This is a genomic window from Paraburkholderia metrosideri (genome assembly GCF_904848625.1).
Lineage (GTDB): Bacteria > Pseudomonadota > Gammaproteobacteria > Burkholderiales > Burkholderiaceae > Paraburkholderia > Paraburkholderia metrosideri.
This window is the reverse complement of record NZ_CAJHCP010000002.1, coordinates 374,603-396,596: the sequence shown is the minus strand read 5'-3', so window position 1 is coordinate 396,596 and position 21,994 is coordinate 374,603. Positions and strand designations below refer to the sequence as shown.

General features: G+C 62.1%; 18 protein-coding genes. 4 read left to right on the top strand and 14 right to left on the bottom strand.

What is annotated here, in order from left to right:
* Nucleotides 1-42 precede the first annotated feature (42 nt).
* Nucleotides 43-831, top strand: coding sequence for a putative quinol monooxygenase (locus tag LMG28727_RS04625; protein ID WP_201641119.1), 789 nt, complete (start codon nucleotides 43-45; stop codon nucleotides 829-831).
* A 156-nt stretch (nucleotides 832-987) separates the two neighbouring features.
* Here the strand turns inward: LMG28727_RS04625 and LMG28727_RS04620 are convergent, their stop codons facing one another.
* The 6 genes from LMG28727_RS04620 to LMG28727_RS04595 all read right to left on the bottom strand — a co-directional run bounded on the left by LMG28727_RS04620 (nucleotide 988) and on the right by LMG28727_RS04595 (nucleotide 9,763).
* Nucleotides 988-2,403: an efflux transporter outer membrane subunit gene (locus LMG28727_RS04620; RefSeq protein ID WP_201641118.1), complete on the bottom strand. Its 1,416-nt coding sequence runs from the start codon at nucleotides 2,401-2,403 to the stop codon at nucleotides 988-990.
* Nucleotides 2,396-3,598, bottom strand: a complete 1,203-nt coding sequence (locus LMG28727_RS04615) for an efflux RND transporter periplasmic adaptor subunit (RefSeq protein WP_201641117.1) — start codon at nucleotides 3,596-3,598, stop codon at nucleotides 2,396-2,398. Before LMG28727_RS04615 ends, LMG28727_RS04620 begins: the two co-directional genes overlap by 8 nt.
* Nucleotides 3,585-6,815, bottom strand: coding sequence for an efflux RND transporter permease subunit (locus tag LMG28727_RS04610; protein ID WP_201641116.1), 3,231 nt, complete (start codon nucleotides 6,813-6,815; stop codon nucleotides 3,585-3,587). Before LMG28727_RS04610 ends, LMG28727_RS04615 begins: the two co-directional genes overlap by 14 nt.
* Before the next feature lie 201 nt (nucleotides 6,816-7,016).
* Complete coding sequence (locus LMG28727_RS04605; protein ID WP_201641115.1) at nucleotides 7,017-7,703, bottom strand: response regulator transcription factor; 687 nt, start codon at nucleotides 7,701-7,703, stop codon at nucleotides 7,017-7,019.
* A gap of 11 nt (nucleotides 7,704-7,714) precedes the next feature.
* Nucleotides 7,715-9,076, bottom strand: coding sequence for a sensor histidine kinase (locus LMG28727_RS04600; protein WP_201641114.1), 1,362 nt, complete (start codon nucleotides 9,074-9,076; stop codon nucleotides 7,715-7,717).
* Nucleotides 9,077-9,085: 9 nt separating this feature from the next.
* Complete coding sequence (locus LMG28727_RS04595; protein ID WP_201641113.1) at nucleotides 9,086-9,763, bottom strand: response regulator transcription factor; 678 nt, start codon at nucleotides 9,761-9,763, stop codon at nucleotides 9,086-9,088.
* 285 nt (nucleotides 9,764-10,048) lie between these two features.
* Between LMG28727_RS04595 and LMG28727_RS04590 the strand changes: the two genes are divergently transcribed.
* Nucleotides 10,049-10,339 (top strand): DUF4148 domain-containing protein, encoded by a 291-nt coding sequence (locus LMG28727_RS04590; protein ID WP_201641112.1) that lies wholly within the window; start codon nucleotides 10,049-10,051, stop codon nucleotides 10,337-10,339.
* Between the two features lie 321 nt (nucleotides 10,340-10,660).
* On the opposite strand, the gene LMG28727_RS04585 is transcribed toward LMG28727_RS04590, so the two are convergent.
* The 3 genes from LMG28727_RS04585 to LMG28727_RS04575 all read right to left on the bottom strand — a co-directional run bounded on the left by LMG28727_RS04585 (nucleotide 10,661) and on the right by LMG28727_RS04575 (nucleotide 12,615).
* Nucleotides 10,661-11,257 (bottom strand): hypothetical protein, encoded by a 597-nt coding sequence (locus LMG28727_RS04585; protein WP_201641111.1) that lies wholly within the window; start codon nucleotides 11,255-11,257, stop codon nucleotides 10,661-10,663.
* On the bottom strand, nucleotides 11,221-11,925 hold the full coding sequence (locus LMG28727_RS04580; protein ID WP_201641110.1) for a hypothetical protein: 705 nt from the start codon (nucleotides 11,923-11,925) through the stop codon (nucleotides 11,221-11,223). Before LMG28727_RS04580 ends, LMG28727_RS04585 begins: the two co-directional genes overlap by 37 nt.
* Before the next feature lie 99 nt (nucleotides 11,926-12,024).
* Nucleotides 12,025-12,615 (bottom strand): TetR/AcrR family transcriptional regulator, encoded by a 591-nt coding sequence (locus LMG28727_RS04575; RefSeq protein ID WP_201641109.1) that lies wholly within the window; start codon nucleotides 12,613-12,615, stop codon nucleotides 12,025-12,027.
* Between the two features lie 117 nt (nucleotides 12,616-12,732).
* Here LMG28727_RS04575 and LMG28727_RS04570 point away from each other — a divergent pair, with 117 nt between their 5' ends.
* A complete protein-coding gene (locus tag LMG28727_RS04570) occupies nucleotides 12,733-13,725 on the top strand; it encodes an SDR family NAD(P)-dependent oxidoreductase (RefSeq protein WP_201641108.1) in 993 nt (330 codons plus the stop codon).
* A 172-nt stretch (nucleotides 13,726-13,897) separates the two neighbouring features.
* Here LMG28727_RS04570 and LMG28727_RS04565 read toward each other — a convergent pair whose 3' ends face one another.
* Entirely contained in the window at nucleotides 13,898-16,180 is a 2,283-nt protein-coding gene (locus LMG28727_RS04565; protein WP_201641107.1) for an amylo-alpha-1,6-glucosidase, read from the bottom strand.
* Between the two features lie 266 nt (nucleotides 16,181-16,446).
* Nucleotides 16,447-17,745, bottom strand: a complete 1,299-nt coding sequence (gene gltA / locus LMG28727_RS04560; protein ID WP_201641106.1) for a citrate synthase — start codon at nucleotides 17,743-17,745, stop codon at nucleotides 16,447-16,449.
* A gap of 421 nt (nucleotides 17,746-18,166) precedes the next feature.
* On the opposite strand from gltA, the gene LMG28727_RS04555 reads away from it, so the two are divergent.
* Nucleotides 18,167-18,568 (top strand): hypothetical protein, encoded by a 402-nt coding sequence (locus tag LMG28727_RS04555; RefSeq protein ID WP_201641105.1) that lies wholly within the window; start codon nucleotides 18,167-18,169, stop codon nucleotides 18,566-18,568.
* A gap of 196 nt (nucleotides 18,569-18,764) precedes the next feature.
* Here LMG28727_RS04555 and LMG28727_RS04550 read toward each other — a convergent pair whose 3' ends face one another.
* The 3 genes from LMG28727_RS04550 to LMG28727_RS04540 all read right to left on the bottom strand — a co-directional run bounded on the left by LMG28727_RS04550 (nucleotide 18,765) and on the right by LMG28727_RS04540 (nucleotide 21,739).
* Nucleotides 18,765-19,625, bottom strand: coding sequence for an alpha/beta fold hydrolase (locus tag LMG28727_RS04550; RefSeq protein WP_407945824.1), 861 nt, complete (start codon nucleotides 19,623-19,625; stop codon nucleotides 18,765-18,767).
* Between the two features lie 215 nt (nucleotides 19,626-19,840).
* Nucleotides 19,841-20,893 (bottom strand): rod shape-determining protein, encoded by a 1,053-nt coding sequence (mreB, locus tag LMG28727_RS04545; protein ID WP_201641104.1) that lies wholly within the window; start codon nucleotides 20,891-20,893, stop codon nucleotides 19,841-19,843.
* A gap of 186 nt (nucleotides 20,894-21,079) precedes the next feature.
* Nucleotides 21,080-21,739, bottom strand: a complete 660-nt coding sequence (locus LMG28727_RS04540) for an alpha/beta hydrolase (RefSeq protein ID WP_201641103.1) — start codon at nucleotides 21,737-21,739, stop codon at nucleotides 21,080-21,082.
* Between the last annotated feature and the right edge of the window lie 255 nt (nucleotides 21,740-21,994).

Here is a 21,994-nt window from a genome sequence, read left to right as displayed (position 1 = left end):
GACTATCCGGCATGAGGGACCAACCGCTACCAAGGGATCTTCATGTCCGACCACAACAAGCCATTCTCCGCCGCCATACTCAAGTTGGCACTCGTCGCGCGCATTGTCCCACTGACGCTGCTTCCCTTATCGGCTGCATCGGCTGCATCGGCTGCATCGGCTGCATCGGCGGCATCGGCTGCGTCAATCGACAACCCGCCACCGTACGAAAATCTCTCGACGTTGCACGTCAAATCGTCCGCACTAAAGCCGTTCGAAACCGTGTTGCGTCAGAACGCAGCCGACGCGCGTCATGCGCCGGGCAATATTTCATTCACGATATTTCAATCGCTGTCGGCTCGGTCGACGCTCTACGTCCTCGAACAATGGAGCAGCGAGGCCGCGTATAACGTGCACATGCAGCAACCCGCACTGCTCGCGATGCACAAGGCCGCTCAGGACGATCTGGACGGCCCGATCAGTCACATGCGCATTACACCGGTTAGCCCCGGCGACGGCTCCCAGCCCAAAACCATGACTCAGGCGGATCAGACCAGCAACGTACTGGTCTTCCTGAGCGTGAAAGCCGCTGCAGAAAAACAATTCCACACTGACATAGCCAATGTCACCCCGATCTTTCGCGCGGCGCCCGGCAATATTTCATTCGATGTCTTCGAAGACGCGAATCATCGCGACTCGATGGTTCAACTGGAGCGCTGGACCAGCGACGCCACGCATCAGGCCAACCTGAAGCGGCCGATCATCGGAACGATCCGCGCGGACTATGAGCGCACGCTCGCCGCGCCGATGATGAGCGGACGAGTCCTGCTCAAGGACATCACCAGCGGTTAAGAAACCTTCAGCGCAGTCTTGCGGGCGCAAGCCCGGAGGCTGTATTGCGAATCAACGAGCGCAAGCGGATAGATACTCGACATTCCGCTCGTCGATTTTCAGATCACAGTGGTGTGCCTACTGCGTCAGCACACTCGATCGCGATCGACCACACCCTCAATCCCACCCGCCCCCCAGCGCCCGGATCAGATTCACCGCCGCCAGCAACTGCCCGGTACGCGCCTGAATCAGCGAACGCTGAGCATCGAGCGCCGACGTCTGCGCCGCGACGACATCGAGATAGCTCACCGCGCCATCGCGATACTGTCCGGTAGCGAGCGCAAGTGCGCCCGTCGCGTCGTCGGCGGCCGCGCTTTCGTGCTGCGCCTCGCTGCGCAACTCGCGCACGTTCGCCAGTTGATCCTCGACCTCGCGGAACGCCTGTAGCGCCACTTGCCGATAGTCGGCGCTACGCTCGTCGAAGATCGCGCGAGCGCGATGATCCATCGCGTTGCGCCGGCCGCCGTCGAACAGATCGACCGCCAGTTCCGGTCCGAGCGACCAGAACGACGCAGGCGCGCTCAGCCAGTTGCCCGGATCGTCAGACTGGAAGCCGCCCGCGAGGCCGAGCGAGATATCCGGGAACCACGCGGCACGCGCGACACCGATTGCATAATTGGCCGCGACGGCCCGTTGCTCGGCTGCGGCGATATCGGGCCGTCGTTGCAGCAGCGCAGACGGCACGCCCGCAGGCACATCGGGCACCGCATCCGACGTTTGGGCGACAGGCAGCGTAAATAGCGATGCGGGCACCCCCGCCAACGTCGCCAGCGCGTGTTCGGCAGCAGCGCGCGCACGGCGCACGCGGGCCTGATCGGCCGCGACGTTTTCCAGTTCGGTGCGGGCGCGATACACATCCAGTTCCGACGAAATCCCGCCTGCGTGACGGTTCTTCGTGAGCGTCAACGCTTTCGCATCGGCGATCTGGGTGCGCGTCAACAGGTCCGCCTGTTCATCGAGTCCGCGCGTTTCGAAATAGGCGTTGGCCAGGTCGGCTTGCAGTAGCAGCTTCACTGCGGCCAGATCGTCCGCGCTGGCAGCCTGCTGCGCAGCCCCGGCGCGCACTTCGTTGCGCACCCTGCCCCACAGGTCCAACTCGTACGACACGCCGAGCGTGACCGTATGCGCCCCATACGTGTCCGGCTGCGACGAGCCGCGCAGCGGACGATAGTCCGACTGACGGTTCTGCTCGCTATCCACATCGAGCGTCAACGATGGAAACAGCCCAGAACGCGCGGTATCGAGGTCGGCGCTGGACTGGTCGTGCCGCGCCACCGCAGCCGCCAGTTGCGGATTGTTCTGGGCGAGCTGGGTCTCGAAGCGGTCGAGAGACGGATCGCCGAAGGCTTTCCACCATTCGTCATGGCGCACCTTCGCCGGCCATTGCGCGTAATGCCAGACACCGGACGGCGGCGGCGCCTCCTTGAACGCGCTCACCTGCGGCAACGCGGGCGCGTGATAAACCGGTGCAAACGAACACGCGGTGAGCATCGCGGCCATCGCGCACGCCGTCATGCAGAGCGCTCTATGCATGACGCTGGCTCCCGTTGGCCACATCCTTCGTTTCGACGATCTTGACCGCCTCGCCCGCCACGATCGAATCGGGCGGATTGTCGATCACGCGATCGCCGTGCTGCACACCGCTGGCGATGTCGAGCGCCGTACCGTAGTCGGTGCCGATCACGATGTCACGCAACGCCACGTGGCCGTTCGAATCCACCACGGCCAGTTGCGGATGACTGCCGCGAAACAGCAACGCGCTAGCGGGCACGCGCACCGCGCCCGCCGCCGCGGGCAACACGAAATGCACCTGTGCGTATTCGCCCGGAATCAACGCGCCGTCATGGTTGTCGGCGCTCAGTTGCACCAGCAGCGTGCCGGATTGCGCGTCGACGTCATCGTTGCTCGACACCACGGTTGCGCCGAACGACTGTCCAGCCCGCTCGGGCACGTCGAAGCGCACGTGCATGCCAGGCGCAATCCGTCCCGCGTAGTCCTGCGGCAAGCGCACGTAAAGCCGCAATTGCGCAGTCGATGCAACCGAGAACAATTCAGGCCCGCCGGTATCGCCCGCGCTCACCAGCGCGCCGATATCGGCATGACGCGCAGTCACGATGCCGTCGAACGGCGCGGTCAGCGTGCGGAACGATTCGAGCGCCTGCAAGCGGCGAACGTTCGCTTCGCCCGCCGCATAATCGGCGCGCTTGACGGCGAGTTCGGAACTCTTCTCGTCGGCGGCCTGTTGCGACACGGAGTCCTGCTTCAGCATCGCCGACCAGCGGCCCGATGTGCTGGCCGCGAGCGCAAGGTCGGCTTTCTCGCGGGCGAGATCGGCCTGGGCTTGCGCCAGTTGCTGATCGAGTTCGGGGGTATCGATCGTCGCCAGCTTCTGGCCTTGTTTGACCTTTGCGCCGATATCGACGTACCACGCCTTCATATAGCCTGACACGCGCGCATGAATCGATGCGTCGTCATGCGCTTCGAGCCTGCCCGGCAGATCGAAACTCGCGCCGCCCGTTTCGGCGACCGGCAATAGCACGCGCACGGACGGCACGGCTTGCGCATTGCTCCACGTGGACAAGCTATGGTCGGTATGAATACGGCTGGACACTCCTTCGGCATACACGCCGACCGCCAGCAGCACCGCGATCACACCGGCAATACGCAGACGACGCAGACGCTTGGCCGTGCCGTCGTCGGATGAAACTCGGATCTCATTGGTTGACATGGTTTTCCTCGTTGACAGTCACGTCGTCTTTTTTGTCATGGCCGCTCGCGGCGTTGTCGATGCCCTCGCCGGTCTTGCGTCGATGCACGAAGCTGAACACCACGGGCACGAACATCAGCGTGGCCAGCGTCGCGCAGATCAGCCCGCCGATCACCGCGCGCCCCAGCGGCGCGTTCTGCTCGCCGCCGTCGCCGAGACCGAGCGCCATCGGCGCCATGCCGATGATCATCGCGAGCGCGGTCATCAGTACCGGACGGAAGCGCGTGAAGCCTGCTTCCAGAGCGGCTTTGACGGAGTCCTGCGTCGCCGCCAGCCGCTCGCGAGCGAAGCTGACGACCAGAATGCTGTTGGCGGTCGCCACGCCCATGCACAGAATCGCGCCGGTCAGCGCCGGGACGCTGATGCTCGTATGCGTGATGAACAGCATCCACGCGATGCCCGCCAATGCTGCGGGCAGGCCCGAGACGATCACGGCGGCGTCGAGCCACGACTGGAAGTTGACGACGATCAGCAGATAGATCAGCAGCACCGCACCCGCCAGGCCGAGCAGCAGCCCCGCGAACGCGCTGTGCATGGTCTGCACCTGGCCGCGAATCGTCACGTGCGAGCCGAGCGGCAGTTGCGGCTGCATCTGCTGGACGATCTTGCCGATGTCGTCGGTGACGCCGCCCAGATCGCGGCCTTGCGGCGTCGCGTAAATCTCGACTAGCGGCATGATGTTGTAGTGCGACACCACCGCGCTGGTGACGCCGCGATGAATCGTCGCCAGCGCGCCGAGCAATTGCGCGCCGCCGGTGCCGCTGACGGGCATCGTGCGCAGCGAATCGAGCGTGGTCATCCGGTATTGCGGGGTCTGCGCGACGATCGGATACGACACGCCGTTGTGCGGATCGAGCCAGTAAGTCGGCGCGACCTGCGAGGTGCCCGACAGGCTCGCGACCGTCGCGTTGGAGATGTCCTGCTCGGTCACGCCGAGTTGGTCCGCGAGAATCCGGTCGACGTTCACGCTCAGTTGCGGATAGTCGAACGCCTGCTGGATACGCGCATCGGCGATACCCGGTACGTGCTGGACGCGTTGCAGCAGCGCTTGCACGTAGCGGCGGTTGCCGGCTTCGTTGGTGCCCGACACCTGAATATCGATCGGCGCCGGTGCGCCGAAATTCAGAATCTGGCTGACGATATCGGCGGGCAGGAATGAGAACGTCACGCCGGGATAGATGGCCGGCAAGCGCTCGCGCAAGGTCTTCACGTAGCTCGCGGTGGGCGCATGTTTGCCGGTCAGGCCGATCAGCACGTCGCCGTCCTGCGGCCCGATCGTGCCGCTGTTGCTATACGCGAGGTTGATACCGCTGCCCGGCAAGCCGATGTTGTCGATAATGCTGTCCACGGCGGCAGGCGGAATCACCTGGCGCACGCTGCCCTCGACGCGGTCGAGCAGTGCCGCGACCTGTTCGACCCGCGTGCCGACCGGCGCGCGCACATGCAGCGCGATTTCGCCCGCGTCGATATCCGGGAAGAAGTTCATGCCGAGCCACGGCAACGTCGCGAACGACACCAGCGTCACGACGATGAAGCCCGCCGCAAAGCGCAGCGGATTCGCCACCGCCAGATGCAGCAGATGCGAATACCCGGCGCGCAGTTTCTCGAACCACGCTTCGAAGCCACGCTGAAAGCGCGCAAGCGGATGGTTCGAGACCGCCATGTGCTCGCTGTCGTGGCCGTCCTGCAAATGGGCGTGCGGTTTCAGCAACGCCATCGCCAGTGTCGGCACCAGCGTTCGCGACAAGATGAACGACGACACCATCGCCAGAATCACGGCTTCGGCCATCGGCACGAACAGGAATCGCGCGACGCCGTCGAGCAGCAACATCGGCACGAAGACGATGCAGATGCACAGCAGCGACACGAACGCGGGCGTCACGATTTGCGCCGCGCCGTCGAGAATCGCGTCGCGCACGTTTTTGCCCTGCTCCAGATGCCAGTTGATGTTCTCGATCGTGACGGTCGCGTCGTCGACCAGAATGCCGACCGCGAGTGCGAGGCCGCCCAGGGTCATCACGTTCAGCGTTTCGCCGAGCGCGGCGAGTCCGGCAATCGCGGCCAGCACCGCGAGCGGAATCGACGTCGCGATGATGAGGGTCGAACGCCAGCTACCGAGGAACAGCAGAATCATCAGCGAGGTCAGCGCCGCGGCGATCACGCCTTCGCGCGCCACGCCGGTCACCGCGCCCTTGACGAACACCGACTGGTCGCCCATCACCACGAGCTTGAGGCCGGGCGGCAGCGTGGCCTTGATGCCTGGCAACAGGTCCTTGATACCGCTGACGATGTCGAGTGTCGATGCCGAGCCGCTTTTCAGCACGCTCATCAGCACCGCGCGGTGTCCGTCGACGCGCACGATATTGCCTTGCGGTCCGAAGCCGTCGCGCACGTGGGCGACGTCGCGCATCAACACCGTGGTGCCACTCACTGATTTGATCGGCAGACGGTTCAATGCGTCGATCGACAACGGGCTGTTGTTCAGATGCACGTTGTATTCGAAGTCGCCGATTTTTTGCGTACCCGCCGGGATGATCTGATTCTGGCGCGCAAGCGCCGTAGCGACGTCTTCCGCCGACAAGCCATGCGCGACCAGTTCGGCCGGATCGAGATCGATCTGCACCTGGCGCGTCTTGCCGCCGTACGGCGTCGGAATCGCGACACCGGCCACGCTCAGCAGTTGCGGCCGGATGATGTTGGTCGCGTAATCGGCCAGCTTCTGCTCATCGAGACGATCGCTCATCAATGCGATTTGCAGCACCGGAACAGTCGACGCGTTGTAGTTGAGAATCAGCGGCGCGGTGGTGCCGGGCGGCATCTGCTTGAGCACGGTCTGCGAGATCGACGTGACCTGAGCCGTGGCGGTGCGAATATCCACCGACGGCTGGAAGAAGATCTTGACGATGCCGTAACTGCGATACGACTGCGACTCGATGTGCTGGACATCGTTGACAGTCGTGCCGATCGAGCGCTCGTAGTAGGTCACGATGCGCCCGGACATATCGCCCGGTTGCAGCCCCGTGTATTGCCACACGACGCTGATCACCGGGATGCGGATATCGGGGAAGATATCGGTCGGCGTTCGCATCGCGGCGAGCGGCCCGACGATCAGGATAAGAAGCGCCATCACCACGAACGTGTGTGGCCTCGATAGCGCGAGACGGACAAGCCTTAACATCGAATACGTGCTCCGGTCAGTGAAGTCCGCCAGAACACGGACCTCGTTCCCCGATCAGTGAAGGCCGATCCAGGACATGCCTGCACATTTTGCGGACGCCTTCACGGACCGCCGTGGCGCAAAGATGAAGGAATCTTTAGTGAAGGGAGCGACACGCTTCAGGAGCGTGCGTGTTTCCAGCCGGTTGGTTAATGCGAGCGGCTAGCTGGCATCGACAATGACGCGATAGCCGAGCTTCGGCACGGTCATCAGGGTGATGGGCAGGTTGGTCTGCGAAAGACGTGCGCGCAACCGTGACACGAGCAGATGAAGCGACGTCGTGTCGGCATCGGCCTCGCCGAAGATGTAGTCGACCAGTTCGTCGCGTGCGACGGCTTCGCCCGGCACGCGTAGCAGACGGTCCATCAGCAGGTACTCGCGCTTGCGTAACAGCAGTTGGCTGCCGTCGCGGCCTACCAGGCTGCGAGTGGCCGCTGAGAGAAGCGGCCGCGCGAAAGCAGCGGACGACGCAGCCCGTGGGGCGGCAGGCAATGCTCCATGGTGGCGCTGACGGCAAAACGCCAGCAATCGCGCATGCAGTTCCGCATAGTCATACGGGTGGTCGAGGCAGATATCGGCGCCCGCTTCGAGCGCGGCCACCCGCGCGTCCTTCTGACCTTGCCGGTCGATCACCGCCAGCACCGTGTGCGCGGGTCTTACCGCGAACGCTCGCGCCGCGTCGGACGCGCCGCCTGAAGTCAGCACGATGATCGCGTCGACGTGCTCGGCGCTCGCGAGATAACTCGCGTCATCGACATTGTCGAGTTCGACGACACTGTGATTCGATTCGGCGAGTGCCTCCGCCAGATAGCGCTGCGCGCCGCTGGCTCCTACACAAACAATACGCATGTCCGGTTCCCCTACGCGCGAGTGCGATGCTGCCAGCAATCGAGCGTGACGCGGAGGCCCGGCATCGCATCCGACAACACCAGTTCGAACTCGTGCAGATGCATGACCGCCTGCACGACCGACAACCCAAGCCCGGAACCGGGCACCGTACTGGTCAACTCGCTTCGATAGAAACGCTGGAACACCGCCAGCCGTTCCGAGTCCGGAATGCCGGGGCCGTTATCCTCGACGACAATCCGCGGGCCGTCAGCAGCCGCGCTGACGGAAAGCTGCACACGTCCCCCTTCCGGCGTGAATTTGATCGCGTTGTCGAGCAGATTGACGAGCGCTTCGAACATCAGCGGATAGTCGGCGCGCACCGTCGGCACGCTTTGCAGATCCTGAACCAGTTGCACCCGTCTCGCGGCGGCCACCGGTGCGTACAGTTCGCCGACCTTGCGGCAAAGGTCTTCCATCGATACTTCGCTGAAGCCCTTGCGCCGGTTCATCGACTCGATTTCGGAAATGCGCATGATGGCGGCGAAGCGCTTGAGCACCTCGTCCGCTTCATCGAATGCCTGGTCGACGAGTTGCGCGTCTTCGGCAGCCATGCCTTCGGTGGGAATGCGCGCGAGCAGCGAACGGATGTGAATCACCGGCGTGCGCAGATCGTGAGCGATGCCGTCGCACGCGCCCTTCACTTCGCGCATCAGCCGCGATACTTCGTCGAGCATGTGATTGACGATCTGCGACAGCCATGCAATTTCATCGCGGCCCGCATCGGGCAAGCGAGCATCGAGGTCGCCGAGCGCAATCTGTTGCGCGACGCGCCGCACTTCGTTGACGCGCCGCAGTTGGGCGGTGGAAACCAGCAGCCCTACACCGAGGCCGCCCAGCATCACGATCGCCGCGCTCCATGCAAGGCCGCCGAGCATGTAGCCGCGCAGCCGCGCCATTTCGTCGACGTCGCGAGAAATGACCAGCACGTTGCCGTCCGCGAGCCGCATCGCTTTGGTGCGCATGTACTCGGGCCGCGCGCTCGACTGCCCGTTCAGCTCCGGCTTGCTCCACACGCCCTCCGCATCGGCGATCACGTCTTTGGGCAACGCGACGATATCGCCGGCAATCCAGGTCCGGTCCGCGGCGAACAGACCGTAGTAGTTCGTGGGCCGATGCATTTCACTGCGGATATGCGCGGCAATCTGCGTCGGCATCTGATCGACCGGTAGCGACGAAAAGTACGCGAACTGCCAGTTGATGTTGTAGTCCGCCTGGGTCGCGGTATAGGACGCCGACTTCCAGTAGTTCAGATACACCAGCCCCGACATCGACACTGCGAACACCAGCGCGAACATCAGCAGCAAGCGGAAAACCGTGGTGCGCCACAGACTCATGTTCATCTCTCAGCCGAGCATGTAGCCCGATCCGCGGACTGTTTTGATCAACGGCCGCATGCCGTGGGTGTCGATTTTCTTTCTCAGCAAGCCGATGTACACCTCGATCAGGTTCGTACCTGGATCGAAGTGCATGTCCCACACCGACTGGAAAATCATCGTCCGCGTGACAATCTGGCCGGAGTTGCGAGCGAGGTACTCGAGCAGCCGGAATTCGACCGGCGGCAATGCGATCTCCTGACCCGCGCGCCGCACGGAACGCGCGATCAGGTCGATCTCCAGGTCGTCGACCTTGAGCAGGGTGGCGACCGGCTGTTGCAAGCGGCCCCGGCGACGCAGCAGCACCTGCACGCGCGCTTTCATCTCATCGGGCGCGAAGGGTTTCGCGATGTAGTCGTCGCCGCCCGCCAGCAGACCGCTGACCCGTTCGTCGACATCGGATAGCGCGCTGATCATCAACACCGGCGTTTCGATGCCCACGCCGCGAATCGTCTTGACGATCGTCAGGCCGTCGATGCCCGGCAACACGCGGTCTAGCGTAATCACGTCGAACACCGGGTCCACCGCGCGCGCGATGCCCTCCTGCCCCGTGCGCACCCACTCCACGTCGAAGCCGGCGTCGCACAGCGTATCGGTAATGTCGCGACCCACGATGGGGTCGTCTTCAATCGTCAGGATTCTGGTCATGGCTCACGCCTCCGCTGCGAGCGTCGGCCGTCGAAGAGAACAGCCGACAGTATCGCAAACCCATTAACCCGGAATATGAGAATTCCTTTAGGTTGCGGCCGGTTGCGTGGTCGACCCGTTCTGAAGGCGCGTCTCGCGCATCCAGGTGAGCGTTGGAGGGATCGCTAAAGGAAGCTTCATGTTTCGGCAGCAAGGTTTCCGGGACCGCTCTGCAAACATGGCTACACGCTGTCCCTCACGGTGCGAACCGCATCGTCGATCAACCCTCCGGAGTATTTCCACGCCATGAAACGAACCCTTTCCCTGCTTCTGATCGCAAGCGCCATCGCGCTGCCCACCGCCTCTGCGTTTGCGGTGCCTGCGCAGTCCGCGCCGACCGGCATCACCCGGCTGCAAGTCCGCCAGGAGCTGTACCGGTCCTTCCTGACGGGCACGATGGCCAATGACGAGATGTACACCTACCCGTCGCCGCCCGCCAATCGCGCCGAGATTCAGGCCTTCCGGTGCAACGAAGCACGTGCGCACCTGTCGCACTCGGAGTTTCCGTCGATCGTGAAATCGGTATGCACCGGCTGAGCGGCCTGGCGCTTGAATGCGCCAAGTCTGTTGTGCGTCGCCGCCTATGCGGCGCGGCGCACATCCTCGGTGACATGGCCGGCAGAAGCCGCGCCGCGAGACACGGCGTCGCGGTGCGCTAAGTCCCGAGGGCAATAGGTGACGTTGCACCCTCACGCCCTATTTCGTTTGCTAGCTACCCTAAGCGGACGAGCATTCGTTCGCCACACAGCCGCCCTCTGAAAACAGGTCAGGCAGGTTGACCCTTCAGAGAACTACGCTGTAGATAGCATGGCATTCAAGCGAGTTCTATCTGCGAAGACACGTGGGAGAAGGCCTTTCTTATTCCGGTTTCTGTTGCGGGCGCGGCTTCGCCCAGACGTCAAGCATCGCTGGCAAGTCGTGCAGATACTTGTACAGATCATCGGACTTACCGAGCGTCTCCAAAACCCGCTGAAACTCTTTCGGGTTGACGTCCCGAATGTACGCAAGGTCGTTCAGTTTGCTCACCACCGCCGCCTGGTAGTCGTCACCGCTAAAACTTCTCTCGTAGAGTTCGACCGGCGTGGGCCGTATCCTCGTGCCTTGAGTCACGTTTTCAAGCCTCGTGTCGACCCTGGGCACGAAGTTGTAGACACAGTAAGTGTCCGTGAAAGTTCGTTCTGTGCGGGGAACCGAAAGCTTGAATGTCCCCTCCTTCGAGGCAACCACACTCCCAAGTGGCTTGTCACCGAAGACCGGACACGGTGTACGTCCTGGGTTCATTTCGTTCACGCTTGCCCACGCACTGACCTCCGCCTGCAAAGGTGCGCCGGTCCGACCATTGATAATAATTCCAGCGTGGGAATAATCGGATTGACCCAATGCGGCGCTCGACGTCAACGAGAACAGAACCGCGACAATTACCGACGAAAAACATAGATCAGGTTGCAGACGCATAACAGGGCTCCGAAAATCCAAATCTTCGTTTTCCACGCCTGTTGTCGAGCCTCGTTGAATATCTCGACAGTAGCCGGGATCGCGTCCACCCGCACTTGCTCTTCGGTCACCGGCTCGTTGCATTGAAGCAATGCTATTTGCGGGTGTCTGAAGTTCACGAACTGCAAATGCGGGTTCGGTGAATTGATATCGACCATCCGGACTTGTGCCGCGGAATTCGGCTCTTTTGAATCTAATGGTCGGCAGATCGGAGCCGCCTTAACCGGCAGCCCCACCGTGACCTCGCTTGCAACCTGAAAGCCCGCCTGGAACCTGAGCAGGCTCTGTGTCTGGAACATAGGTATGCGTTGAGAGATCGAAATCGGCACGTTGGCGACAACGTAGTTGAGCAGGAACCCAAGTCCGATAGACGCAGCACACAACACAACCGCAACCCAAAAGCGCCTCGCCGTAGTCGTTCTTCGACGTGTGCCGAATCCCGCCGACCGTGGAAATTCGGCAAGCAGCACCGCGAGGTTCGCAATCAGAAAAGTGCCGGCAGCACCCGAAATGCACACCGTCACGGCGGTCGACATGGTCGTGAACTGCCACAGCACAGGAAACGCCGGGGCGAAGGTCGCTACCGCACTTCCGCCTAGCGCGGCTATTTGCGCTCCAGATGCTGGCACGTGGACTGCCTCCTTTTACGGCGGACGAGAACCGCTTCAGACCGTTCCGGGCTCATGTGAAGGGCTCTCATTTGCACCATGCCGTGACCCGGCTTGTCCTTAAAGATACTTGTCGATTGGCCTGGAGCCAAGCAATAGTATGTCCACCAGTCGCTTGGCACTCTCCTGCCAGTCCGGCGCGGACGCCACATTGGATACGCCCACCAGCGCGCGGAGCAGGTCCAGTGGGTCGACGTCCGGCCGGATGTCGCCGCTTCCGACCGCGCCGCCCACCAGTGTCTGGATTGCCGCCTTGATCTGCTCTCCCGAGTATGCGAACAGTTCGGACGAGGCTCCGCCAACTATCGAGTTCAGCGCAGGCGCAATGATTTTTTTTGTCGCAATGTAATCGACGAACAGCAGCATCCACGCTCGCAGAGCCTCGCGTGCGGGTAGTTCATCCGTGAGGCGGCGCTGCTCATGCGCGAGCCGCTCAACCTCGGCGCGATACACGCTCTCCAGCAGAGCTTCGCGTGTCGGGAAATGACGATACAGCGTTCCTGGACCCACACCGGCTTGTCGAGCGACGTCATCCAGACTGATATCGCTTCCCCCGTCGGTGAACGCGCTTTTCGCTATCTCCAGGATGCGCTCGCGATTGCGCTGGGCATCGGCTCGCGGTTTCCTTTCTTTCGGTGTGGAATCAGTCATAGGCAAATCGGCACTTGCAAACGGAGAGATGCTCCGCTTATTATCTGAAAACGGAGAATCTCTCCGTTTTAACGGGCAACACAGGCGGCGTCAATCTTACAGTGACGGAGAGCTAGCATGAGCGAACAGTTTGGTGCGACATCAACGACCGACGACGTACTGTCGAACATCCGTCTTCACGGCAAGCGAATTCTGGTGACAGGCGTATCTGCCGGACTTGGCGTGGAGACGGCAAGGGCTCTCGCGAGCCACGGTGCAACAGTCATCGGAGCGGCCCGCGATTTGAGCAAGGCGGAACGGGCGATCAGCAGCGCGCAGAAAGAAGCGACGGCAGGCGGCGGGAGTATCGAGCTCATCGAGCTCGACCTGGCAAGCCTGGCCAGCGTTCGGGCTTGCACCGACAGGCTGGTCGCCGAGGGTAAACCACTCGACGTCATCATCGCCAACGCAGGTGTCATGGCGACGCCCCAAGGCACGACAACAGACGGTTTCGAGACCCAGTTCGGGGTCAATCATCTTGGGCATTTCGTGCTTGTCAATCGACTGGCATCCCTGCTTTCGACCGGTAGCCGCGTCGTGATGCTCGCCTCTTCAGGCCATCGGTTTGCCAACGTTGACCTTGACGACCCGGGTTTTGAGCGCACGCCGTACGAGCCATTCCTGGCATATGGACGCGCCAAGACAGCCAACATCCTGTTCGCTGTCGAGTTCGACCGGCGGCATCGGGCTCGCGGAGTACGGGCTGCGGCGGTACATCCGGGTGGTATTCATACCGAGTTGGGACGTCACATGGGCGAGGAGCAATTGACCACGCTCGTCGACACGATTAACAAACAACTGGCGTCTGAAGGCAAGGAGCCGTTCCAGTTCAAGACCGTTCCCCAAGGGGCGGCTACGTCAGTATGGACCGCGGTAGTCGCGTCCGCCGAAACCGTTGGCGGACGCTACTGCGAGAATTGCCACGTCAGCGAAGTGGTCGCCGACGATGTCGTGATTACCCCCGTTAGCGAGGGTGTTCGCGGATATGCGCTCGACACGGCTACCGCTGAAGCGCTGTGGCGCAAGAGCGAACAGATGGTAGCGGAGTCTTTCCCGCCACCGGTTCGCTAGCCGCTCACGATAAGCCGGACACTCTCGCGCAAAAGCGACGCGGTTCAATACTACCTCCCTCCGCGTTGCTTGCAGGTAACGCGTAGCGTCCCCAGAAAAACGTGCGTGGTGCAGTGATCGGGGGCTACGCCGGGAGGTGCCAGTGACGACAAAGTGATCGCACTGCCCAAACTCAAAGCAGCGCTATTACCCGCACATCGCCCTGCTCCGCCGACGCAACCACCTTCTCGCCAATCCGGCGGAACGTGATCGACACCGACGAATCGCCGACCCGTAAATCACTGATTTCGAGCCAGTCGATCCCTTCGGGCAGCATCGGCTGCTCGATCACGACCTCGCGCCGCTCGGCGTCGATCGTAATGCCAAGACACGATTCGAGCATCATGAACGGCGAGCCTGCCGCCCACGCCTGCGGCAGACACGCGACCGGATAAGCGGTAGGCGGCTCGCCACGCCGGCGCGGAAAGCCGCAGAAGAGTTCGGGCAAACGCATGTCGAAATTCACAGCCGCCTGGAACAGCGCCTGCAATAACCGCACCGCCGATGCCTTGCCGCCGTAATGCGACAACCCACGCGCGCACAGCGCGTTGTCATGCGGCCAGACCGAACCGTTGTGATACGCCATCGGGTTAAAACGTGCCTGGCTCGCCGCCAGCGTGCGCACGCCCCAGCCGGTGTGAAACAGCGTGGAATCGAGAGCACGCACCACCGCTTCGCCGCGCTCGCGCGACGGCAAGCCGAAAGCCAGCAGATGCCCTGCATTCGACGCCATCACGCGACACAGTTCACCATGACCGTCGAGCGCGATGCCGTAAAAACCGGACTCTTCCATCCAGTACTTTTCTTCGACACATTGACGGATTTTCTTCGCGCGTTCGCTGTATTGCGCCGACTGTTCACTCAGGCCGCGCAGCTTGGCGAAGCGGGCCATCGTGTCGAACGCAGCGCTTGCATACGCCTGTACTTCGACCAGTGCGATCGGACCGTCGGGGAAACGGCCGTCGGCGTGAAACACTGAATCGTGACTGTCTTTCCAGCCCTGATTGGCCAGGCCGCCATCCGACTCGCGCTGGTAGTCGAGCAGGCCGTAGCGGTTCTTGTCGCACACGCCTGCGACCCATTGCGTCGCGCGTTCGAGTGCTGGCCACAGTTCGTCGATCAACGCGAAGTCGCCCGTACGGTCCGCATATGCGCCGGCCAGCACGACAAACAACGGCGTGGTGTCGACGCCGCCGTAGTACAGCGCGAACGGCACCTCGCCGGCTGCGGCCATTTCGCCCTTGCGCATCTCGTGCATGATCTTGCCGGGCGCCGCGTCACGGAACGGCGAATTCTCACGCGCCTGATGTTCGGCGAGAAAACGCAGCACGCCTGCGGCAAGCTCCGGTTGCATCCACAATGTCTGTAACGACGTAATGACAGCGTCGCGGCCAAACGGCGTCGAAAACCACGGAATGCCCGCATACGGGTACGGACCGGTTGCGAGGTCGGTGGTCAACAGCCCGAGGTCGGCGAGCGAACGGTCGATCCATGCATTGAACAGCGGGTTGCTGGACCGCACGCGCGCCGTAGCGCGGCGGCGTTCGCGCATCACGAGGTGGGCATCGACCAGCGCGGCACGCACGGCCGCGCGGCCCACCCGAGGACGCTCCGCATCGATTTGCGACAGATGACCTTCGCTCAACGCATGCATGGGCTGCGAGACATCGGCGCCGGGCCGGTTGGCATTGTTGGCAACCACCTGCACCGACACCGACAGATAAATCGACACGCACGCCTGCGCCGGCAGTTTCACCGTGTAGTCGGCGCGATCGGCAAACAGTTTGTCCGGCTCCGGCGAAAACGCGATCTGCACGTTGCGCGTGACGTCGTCGAGACCCAGATAGCTGAGCAGCACCTCGCGATTCTCGATGCGCGCCGGCTCTATGCGCCCCTGTTTGTCGCGTTTCAAACCGCGCACTTCGAACATGTCGCGGAAGTCGCTGGAAAACGAAATGGACAACGGCACCACGGCATCGCTCGTGCCGTAGTTGGTGAGTTCGATTGCCTCGTTGAGCACCGTGCCGGACAGCACCCGTACGCGCTCGACGTGGATCACGCCTTCCGGTGTACTGTCGCCGCCCAGTGGCGGCAACGGACGGTTAGTCAGGTGGGCGGTAAATGACGTGTTGTCGCTGCTGACGCTACCCGACAGCAGCGACGGTGCGCGGCCGCCGAAGGTCAGACGCAATTGTGAAAGAACGCGGGTGTCGTTGACGAACAGGCCGTCGTCATGGCCGGTGATATCACCGAGCGGGTCGTTGACGATGAAGGTGTCGCCCGACTTCAGCACATGCTGTGCCGCACTCGCGACATTGAGATTTTCCGTCGGGATGAATACGCCGTCCGGCTCCGCTTCGCGGTGATCGACACCGCCCGAGAGGGACACGCCACCGAGGGCTTCTGGCTGCTGCATCAGGGTCACTCCTATGAATTCGCTTGTGCGTTCAGTTTCACATCCGGTTGCCGCTGGGTGCGCGTGGCGCGCCACCCGGTCGCTTCCGATTGTAGAGGGTCTGTCTGCGTCAGACGAACTTATCACGGGGGAGTTTCGATTTTTTCCGTGGCACAGGACGTGCAGGCAATCATGCCGCCGAAAGCGGCGCGGCGCTCCTTCGTGGGGAGCGCCGCGTGGGTGTCAGGCTGGTGACAGCCCGAGCGTTTGAAGCGTTGAATGCCGGTTTATCGTTGTGCGATCGGCTTCGCTTCGCGTTGCGTTTCGCCGACGAACAACTGGCGCGGACGGCCAATCTTCTGTTCCGGATCGGCGATCATTTCGTTCCACTGCGCAATCCAGCCCACCGTGCGCGCCATCGCGAAGATGCAGGTGAACATCGCGGTCGGGATGCCCAGTGCGCGTTGCACGATGCCCGAGTAGAAGTCGACGTTCGGGTACAGCTTGCGCGACACGAAGTACTCGTCTTCCAACGCGATCTTTTCCAATGCCATCGCGAGCTTGAACAGCGGGTCGTCATGCAGACCCAGTTCTTCGAGCACTTCGTGGCAGGTTTCGCGCATCAGTTTCGCGCGCGGATCGTAGTTCTTGTATACGCGGTGACCGAAACCCATCAGCTTCACGCCGGAGTTCTTGTCCTTCACCTTCGCGATGAACTCGGGAATGTTGTCGACCGAGCCGATCTCTTCCAGCATGTTCAGCGCGGCTTCGTTCGCGCCGCCGTGCGCCGGGCCCCACAAACATGCGATACCTGCGGCGATACACGCGAACGGATTCGCACCCGACGAACCGGCCAGACGCACCGTCGACGTCGAAGCATTCTGTTCGTGGTCTGCATGCAGGATCAGGATACGGTCGAGTGCGCGCACCAGCACGTCGTTGACCTGGTACTCTTCGGCCGGGTTCGCGAACATCATGCGCATGAAATTCGCGCTGTACGACAGCTCGTTCTTCGGATAAACGAACGGCTGACCCACGGTGTACTTGTAGGCCATCGCGACCAGCGTCGGCAGCTTCGCGATCATGCGGATCGCGGAGATTTCGCGATGCTCCGCGTTATTGATGTCGAGCGAGTCGTGATAGAACGCCGACAATGCGCCGACCGCGGCAACCAGAATCGCCATCGGGTGCGCGTCGCGACGGAAGCCGCGGAAGAAGAAGTGCATCTGGTCGTGCACCATTGTGTGATTCGTCACGGTCTTGACGAACTCTTCTTTCTGTTGCGCGTTCGGCAGTTCGCCCTTCAACAGCAGGTAGCAGCTTTCGAGGAAGTCGGCGTTCTGTGCGAGGTTCTCGATCGGATAACCGCGATACAGCAGTTCGCCCTTGTCGCCGTCGATATACGTGATTTCCGAATTACATGCCGCCGTCGACATGAAGCCCGGGTCATACGTGAACTTGCCGGTCTGGCCATACAGCTTGCGGATATCGATCACATCCGGTCCAAGCGAGCCTTGATAAATCGGCAGGTCGATTGTCTGTTCGCTGTCGGAAAAGCTCAGCGTTGCGTGTGTCTTCGAGTTCATCTACGCGTTCCTTTTACTTTCACATCGCACACGTGCCGGCATGCGCAGCCGTCATTTCGTCTGATTGTCGAATGGGCGCAATGGCATGCTCAGGCTCCGCTTCGCATTCTAAGGTCCAGAAGGTGATTGATTGCGACGATACGCCGCAACAAACCATCTCGGCTGGCGCAACATTCGTTGCGTTCCAAAGGCCTGACTACACCGTGTGCAATAAAAAGTAGCAGGTTTTACACGACTGCCAGCTAAATGAAAGTTTGAATAGTTAAAGCAACAATGTTTTGCGGTAGTCAAGCTGCGCTTATCCCTATGCATCTGCGATACTGCTTGCGTGTTTTGCTTCCCCTAGTAACTCACACGCTGTCTTTGGCCCGCCATCCTACGGCGGGCTTTTTTAATCAGCTAAAAGAACAGGATGGACCAGATGAATGCCTCTCTCGAAACGCTGTTTCCGGATCATATCCACACGGAAGACAATATCGTCACCGCGCTGAATCACCAGGACATCGTGGTTGCATTGTCGGCAGCGCTCAAGAAGCAGGACGTGGCGGTTCTGCACATGCTGTATCCGCGCACGGACGCGCGCACCCATCGCAGTCTCGACACGCTCGTGAACGTCATGCGCGGCCACGGCCTGCATGAAGTCGCCGAACTGATCGCTGAAGAAGCGCACTATCTGCTGTTCAAAGATCCAGTGAAAGCGTGGAAGGCATTCCACGAAATTCGCAACGACTCGCTCGCGATCGGCGTGCATCTGTACTATCACGGCCTCGTTGGCGAAGCAGCGGAACTCGAACTCGATAAGGACGCGCATCGCAAGGCTTGAGGTTCAAGGCTCGCAATTGAAAAGATCAGGCACTCGGGGTTGAGTGCCTGAATTGGCAGGGTTGAATTGAATTGCGTGAGTCGATTGAGTCGCTCGAGTACCCGAACTCGCGAATAAATGAACTCGACTCGTGTGAATTCAAAGAAAGCACGCAGCGTCATCGCATTGCGTATTTTTCTCTTCTATTTTCAATTGCTTATTCCGCGCTCACCGCTTGAATAAACCCGTCGACATAGCGATTGAACGCGCGCGGATGCGCGAGGTTCATTCCGTGCGACGCGCCCGGCACCGTCTCGCGGCGCGCATCCGGCAACCAGGTTTGCAGCGTAGCGGCCGTGCGGCGGAACATGTCGGGACTCTTCTCTCCGTCGATCAGCAGCACCGGACAGCGCACCTCAGCCGCCTGCTCCTGCGTGTAACCCGGTAATGGATCCTGCAATTGCAACGCAAGCGTGTGCGCGTTATCGGTCGCCATGGTGCGGAAGGCTGGCGTGCTCATCGCCCACGAACCGGGCCGGCTGACCGAATCGACGAATAGCTGAACGCCGCTTTCCACATCGCCCGTTTCGATCAGTTGCGCTGCTTTTGCGCGCAAAGCGTTCACCTTTTCCGGGAAACGCGAAGCCGGCTGACCGGCGATCCGCAACTGGCCGCCTGGATCGGCGAGCGTCAGTGTCCGCACCCGCTCGGGATGACGCAGCGCCAGTTGAAACACCACCGAACCGCCGCGCGAATGCCCGACCACATGCGCGGGTCCGGCGCCGAGACGGTCGATGAATTCCGCCACTTCGCCGGTATGCGCGCTCCAGCTAAACGAATGACCGGGAGCAATAGCGGTGGCCGGCCAGTAGTGCGACAGACTCACCGCGACGCAGCGATACTGCTTCGAGAGTCCGTCGAGTTGCGGTTGCCAGTAACGGTAATCGCACAGCGACCCGTGCACGAACAGCAGCAGTTCGCCGTGGCCGGCCTCGATGTAGGGCACGCGCAAACCGTTCTGCAATTCGATGAAAGACGGAGACGGCGCAACGGACGACGCGGAAACAGATTGATTCACGGCGGGTTCACGAGCAGCGCAGCCGCTTCCGACGCGGGTTGCGCAAGCAAGAATCGAATAGGGGTTGAAAGAAACAAACGCCCAAGTGCTCCGTCAGGTGTTCCTCGCGCGCTTTGCAGCGCAACGCGCCGCGTATTGTCACACAGCCGTTCATGGCGCGACAGAAGCGCGCCTCGCCGGTTGCAACCTGACAAAAAGCCGACACCGGCACCCGCTTATTGAAACGCTGCTTCGTCGAGCAAACCGGCTGCGGCGGCCGCGCTTGCGCCTCGCACCGCACAGGTGAGCGGTTCGTCGGCGACACGCACGTCGAGTCCGAGCTCCTGGGTCAGGCGGGTGCCAAGGTGCCCCAGCAGCGCTCCGCCGCCCGTCAGCACGATGCCGTTGTGCGCGATGTCCGTCGCCAGTTCAGCGGGCGCCATTTCAAGCCCGCGCTTGACCGCGCCGATCACCTGACGCAGCGGCCCGTCGATCGCCTCGGCGATGTCCTGATTGGTCAGCTGGACCGTACGCGGCAGCCCGTCGTCGACACTGCGACCGGTTGCGTTCATAGATTCGAGCGGCACGTTGCGCAACGCCGAACCGATGCTCTTTTTCACGTGCTCAGCAGTCTGCTCGCCAAGCAGCACGCCATACAGATGACGCACATGACTGACGATGGCCGCGTCGAACGTATCGCCGCCCACGCGAATCGAGCCGCTATAGGCGGTGCCCCCTAGCGCGATCACGCCGACTTCGGTGGTCCCTCCGCCAATATCGACCACCATCGATCCGGTCGCCTCCGACACCGGCATCCCTGCGCCGACCGCCGACGCCAGCGATTCCCCGATCAGGCTCACCTTCCATGCGCCCGCCGCGACCGCCGCCTCCCTGATCGCGCGCAGTTCGACCTGGGTGGCCCCGGCCGGCACGCACAACGTGAACGCCGCGCGCCGGCTGAACATCGGCCGTGGCCGGGCCATGTCGATGAATTGACGGATCATGTGCTCGGCGGCGGAGTAATTGGCGATCACACCATGACGCATCGGCCGCACCGCTTCGACGTTGCGTGGCGCGCGGCCCAATAGCTGGCGAGCCTCGGCGCCCACGGCGGCAACCCGCCTGGGTCCGGCTGCAGCTTCTTTCTTGAAACAGACAACGGAGGGCTGATTCAGCAGAATGCCGCCGTCGCCGGTATAGATAAGGGTGTTGGCCGTGCCGAGATCCATCGCCACGGAATGACGGAATAACCGCTCGAAAAGCGGGAAAGACGGCGTTGGTCTGGCCATATAAAGGCTCTGATGTGTTGTTATCCGCCCGGTCAGGCAGTCTGAAAGCACCCCGGTCACGGGGATCGCACAGCACGCCCAGCAGGGCATGGCGCGATCCGCGCAGCGGGGGTGATTCTCATGCTAATGACCCGTTAACGGCAAGCAGATCAGAATCTTTATAGCCAGTTTTTAATCAGGGCTGTGTCAACCGCGCGACAAAGCGCCCAACGCGCGTTCCAGCGCTTCATGGCCGAGCGCCACACCGTCGGCGTTGATCGTATGGCCGATGCCTGGCAACGCATAGGCGTCGATCGTGTAGCCGGCATTGTTGAACGCATCCGCAGCGTCTTCGAGTTCCTGCACGGGGATCACCTCGTCGTCCTCGCCGTGGATCAGCGTGAGCGGCGTGCCGTTCTGCGCGGTGATCGCCGACGCGAGCCGTCCGGAGTAGGCGACGACACCCGCCGCGCCCTCTGCGCTGGTCGCGACGTGATGCATCGCCATGATCGAGCCTTGCGAAAAACCGACCAGCGCGAGGCGGCCGAACGGCACCTGCCAGTGCGCCAACTCGGCTTCAAGCATGCTGCGCAGCGCCGGATAGGCGGCGCTCACGCGTGCCTCGCGATTGCCCGGCGTGACGTCGCGCAGGCTGAACCATTGACGTCCGCCGAAGCCGCCGTCGAACGGATCGGTGCCGTCGAGCGACGTGAACGCGACGTCGGGCAGGCTCTCGCTCCAGATGTCCGCGAGCGGCATCAGATCGCGCGCATTGCTGCCGACGCCGTGCATCAGCACGACCAGACCTTTCGCCGGCGCGGTGGTCGGCGCGCGTCGCCAGCCGTGTTCAAATTGCTCCCAGGTCATATCTGTTTCCTTCCAGGTTGTTTGATGATTCGTTCTGCGCCTGCTTTGCGTCGCGTGTCCCGCGTTTCGCTTCTCGCGTTTCGCGTCCCGCGGCAAGGCGGCCGCTTGATCCGATCCGGCGATCACAGCCCCAGCCGCGAGCATACGCTGGCAGATTGGTTTGTGCCGCCGGGGCTGCATCCCCGACGACGCCGAAAGCCGAATGCAGGTATGCTTTTGCGAGCATTCGACGGACCCGCCGCCGGCCGTATTCCG

Bases quoted from the DNA above. Each gene is read 5' to 3' on its own strand.
- LMG28727_RS04625 (WP_201641119.1), top strand. From the start codon at position 43: ATGTCCGACCACAACAAGCCATTCTCCGCCGCCATACTCAAGTTGGCA.
- LMG28727_RS04620 (WP_201641118.1), bottom strand. From the start codon at position 2,403: ATGCATAGAGCGCTCTGCATGACGGCGTGCGCGATGGCCGCGATGCTC.
- LMG28727_RS04615 (WP_201641117.1), bottom strand. From the start codon at position 3,598: ATGTCAACCAATGAGATCCGAGTTTCATCCGACGACGGCACGGCCAAG.
- LMG28727_RS04610 (WP_201641116.1), bottom strand. From the start codon at position 6,815: ATGTTAAGGCTTGTCCGTCTCGCGCTATCGAGGCCACACACGTTCGTG.
- LMG28727_RS04605 (WP_201641115.1), bottom strand. From the start codon at position 7,703: ATGCGTATTGTTTGTGTAGGAGCCAGCGGCGCGCAGCGCTATCTGGCG.
- LMG28727_RS04600 (WP_201641114.1), bottom strand. From the start codon at position 9,076: ATGAGTCTGTGGCGCACCACGGTTTTCCGCTTGCTGCTGATGTTCGCG.
- LMG28727_RS04595 (WP_201641113.1), bottom strand. From the start codon at position 9,763: ATGACCAGAATCCTGACGATTGAAGACGACCCCATCGTGGGTCGCGAC.
- LMG28727_RS04590 (WP_201641112.1), top strand. From the start codon at position 10,049: ATGAAACGAACCCTTTCCCTGCTTCTGATCGCAAGCGCCATCGCGCTG.
- LMG28727_RS04585 (WP_201641111.1), bottom strand. From the start codon at position 11,257: ATGCGTCTGCAACCTGATCTATGTTTTTCGTCGGTAATTGTCGCGGTT.
- LMG28727_RS04575 (WP_201641109.1), bottom strand. From the start codon at position 12,615: ATGACTGATTCCACACCGAAAGAAAGGAAACCGCGAGCCGATGCCCAG.
- LMG28727_RS04570 (WP_201641108.1), top strand. From the start codon at position 12,733: ATGAGCGAACAGTTTGGTGCGACATCAACGACCGACGACGTACTGTCG.
- LMG28727_RS04565 (WP_201641107.1), bottom strand. From the start codon at position 16,180: ATGCAGCAGCCAGAAGCCCTCGGTGGCGTGTCCCTCTCGGGCGGTGTC.
- gltA (WP_201641106.1), bottom strand. From the start codon at position 17,745: ATGAACTCGAAGACACACGCAACGCTGAGCTTTTCCGACAGCGAACAG.
- LMG28727_RS04555 (WP_201641105.1), top strand. From the start codon at position 18,167: ATGAATGCCTCTCTCGAAACGCTGTTTCCGGATCATATCCACACGGAA.
- mreB (WP_201641104.1), bottom strand. From the start codon at position 20,893: ATGGCCAGACCAACGCCGTCTTTCCCGCTTTTCGAGCGGTTATTCCGT.
- LMG28727_RS04540 (WP_201641103.1), bottom strand. From the start codon at position 21,739: ATGACCTGGGAGCAATTTGAACACGGCTGGCGACGCGCGCCGACCACC.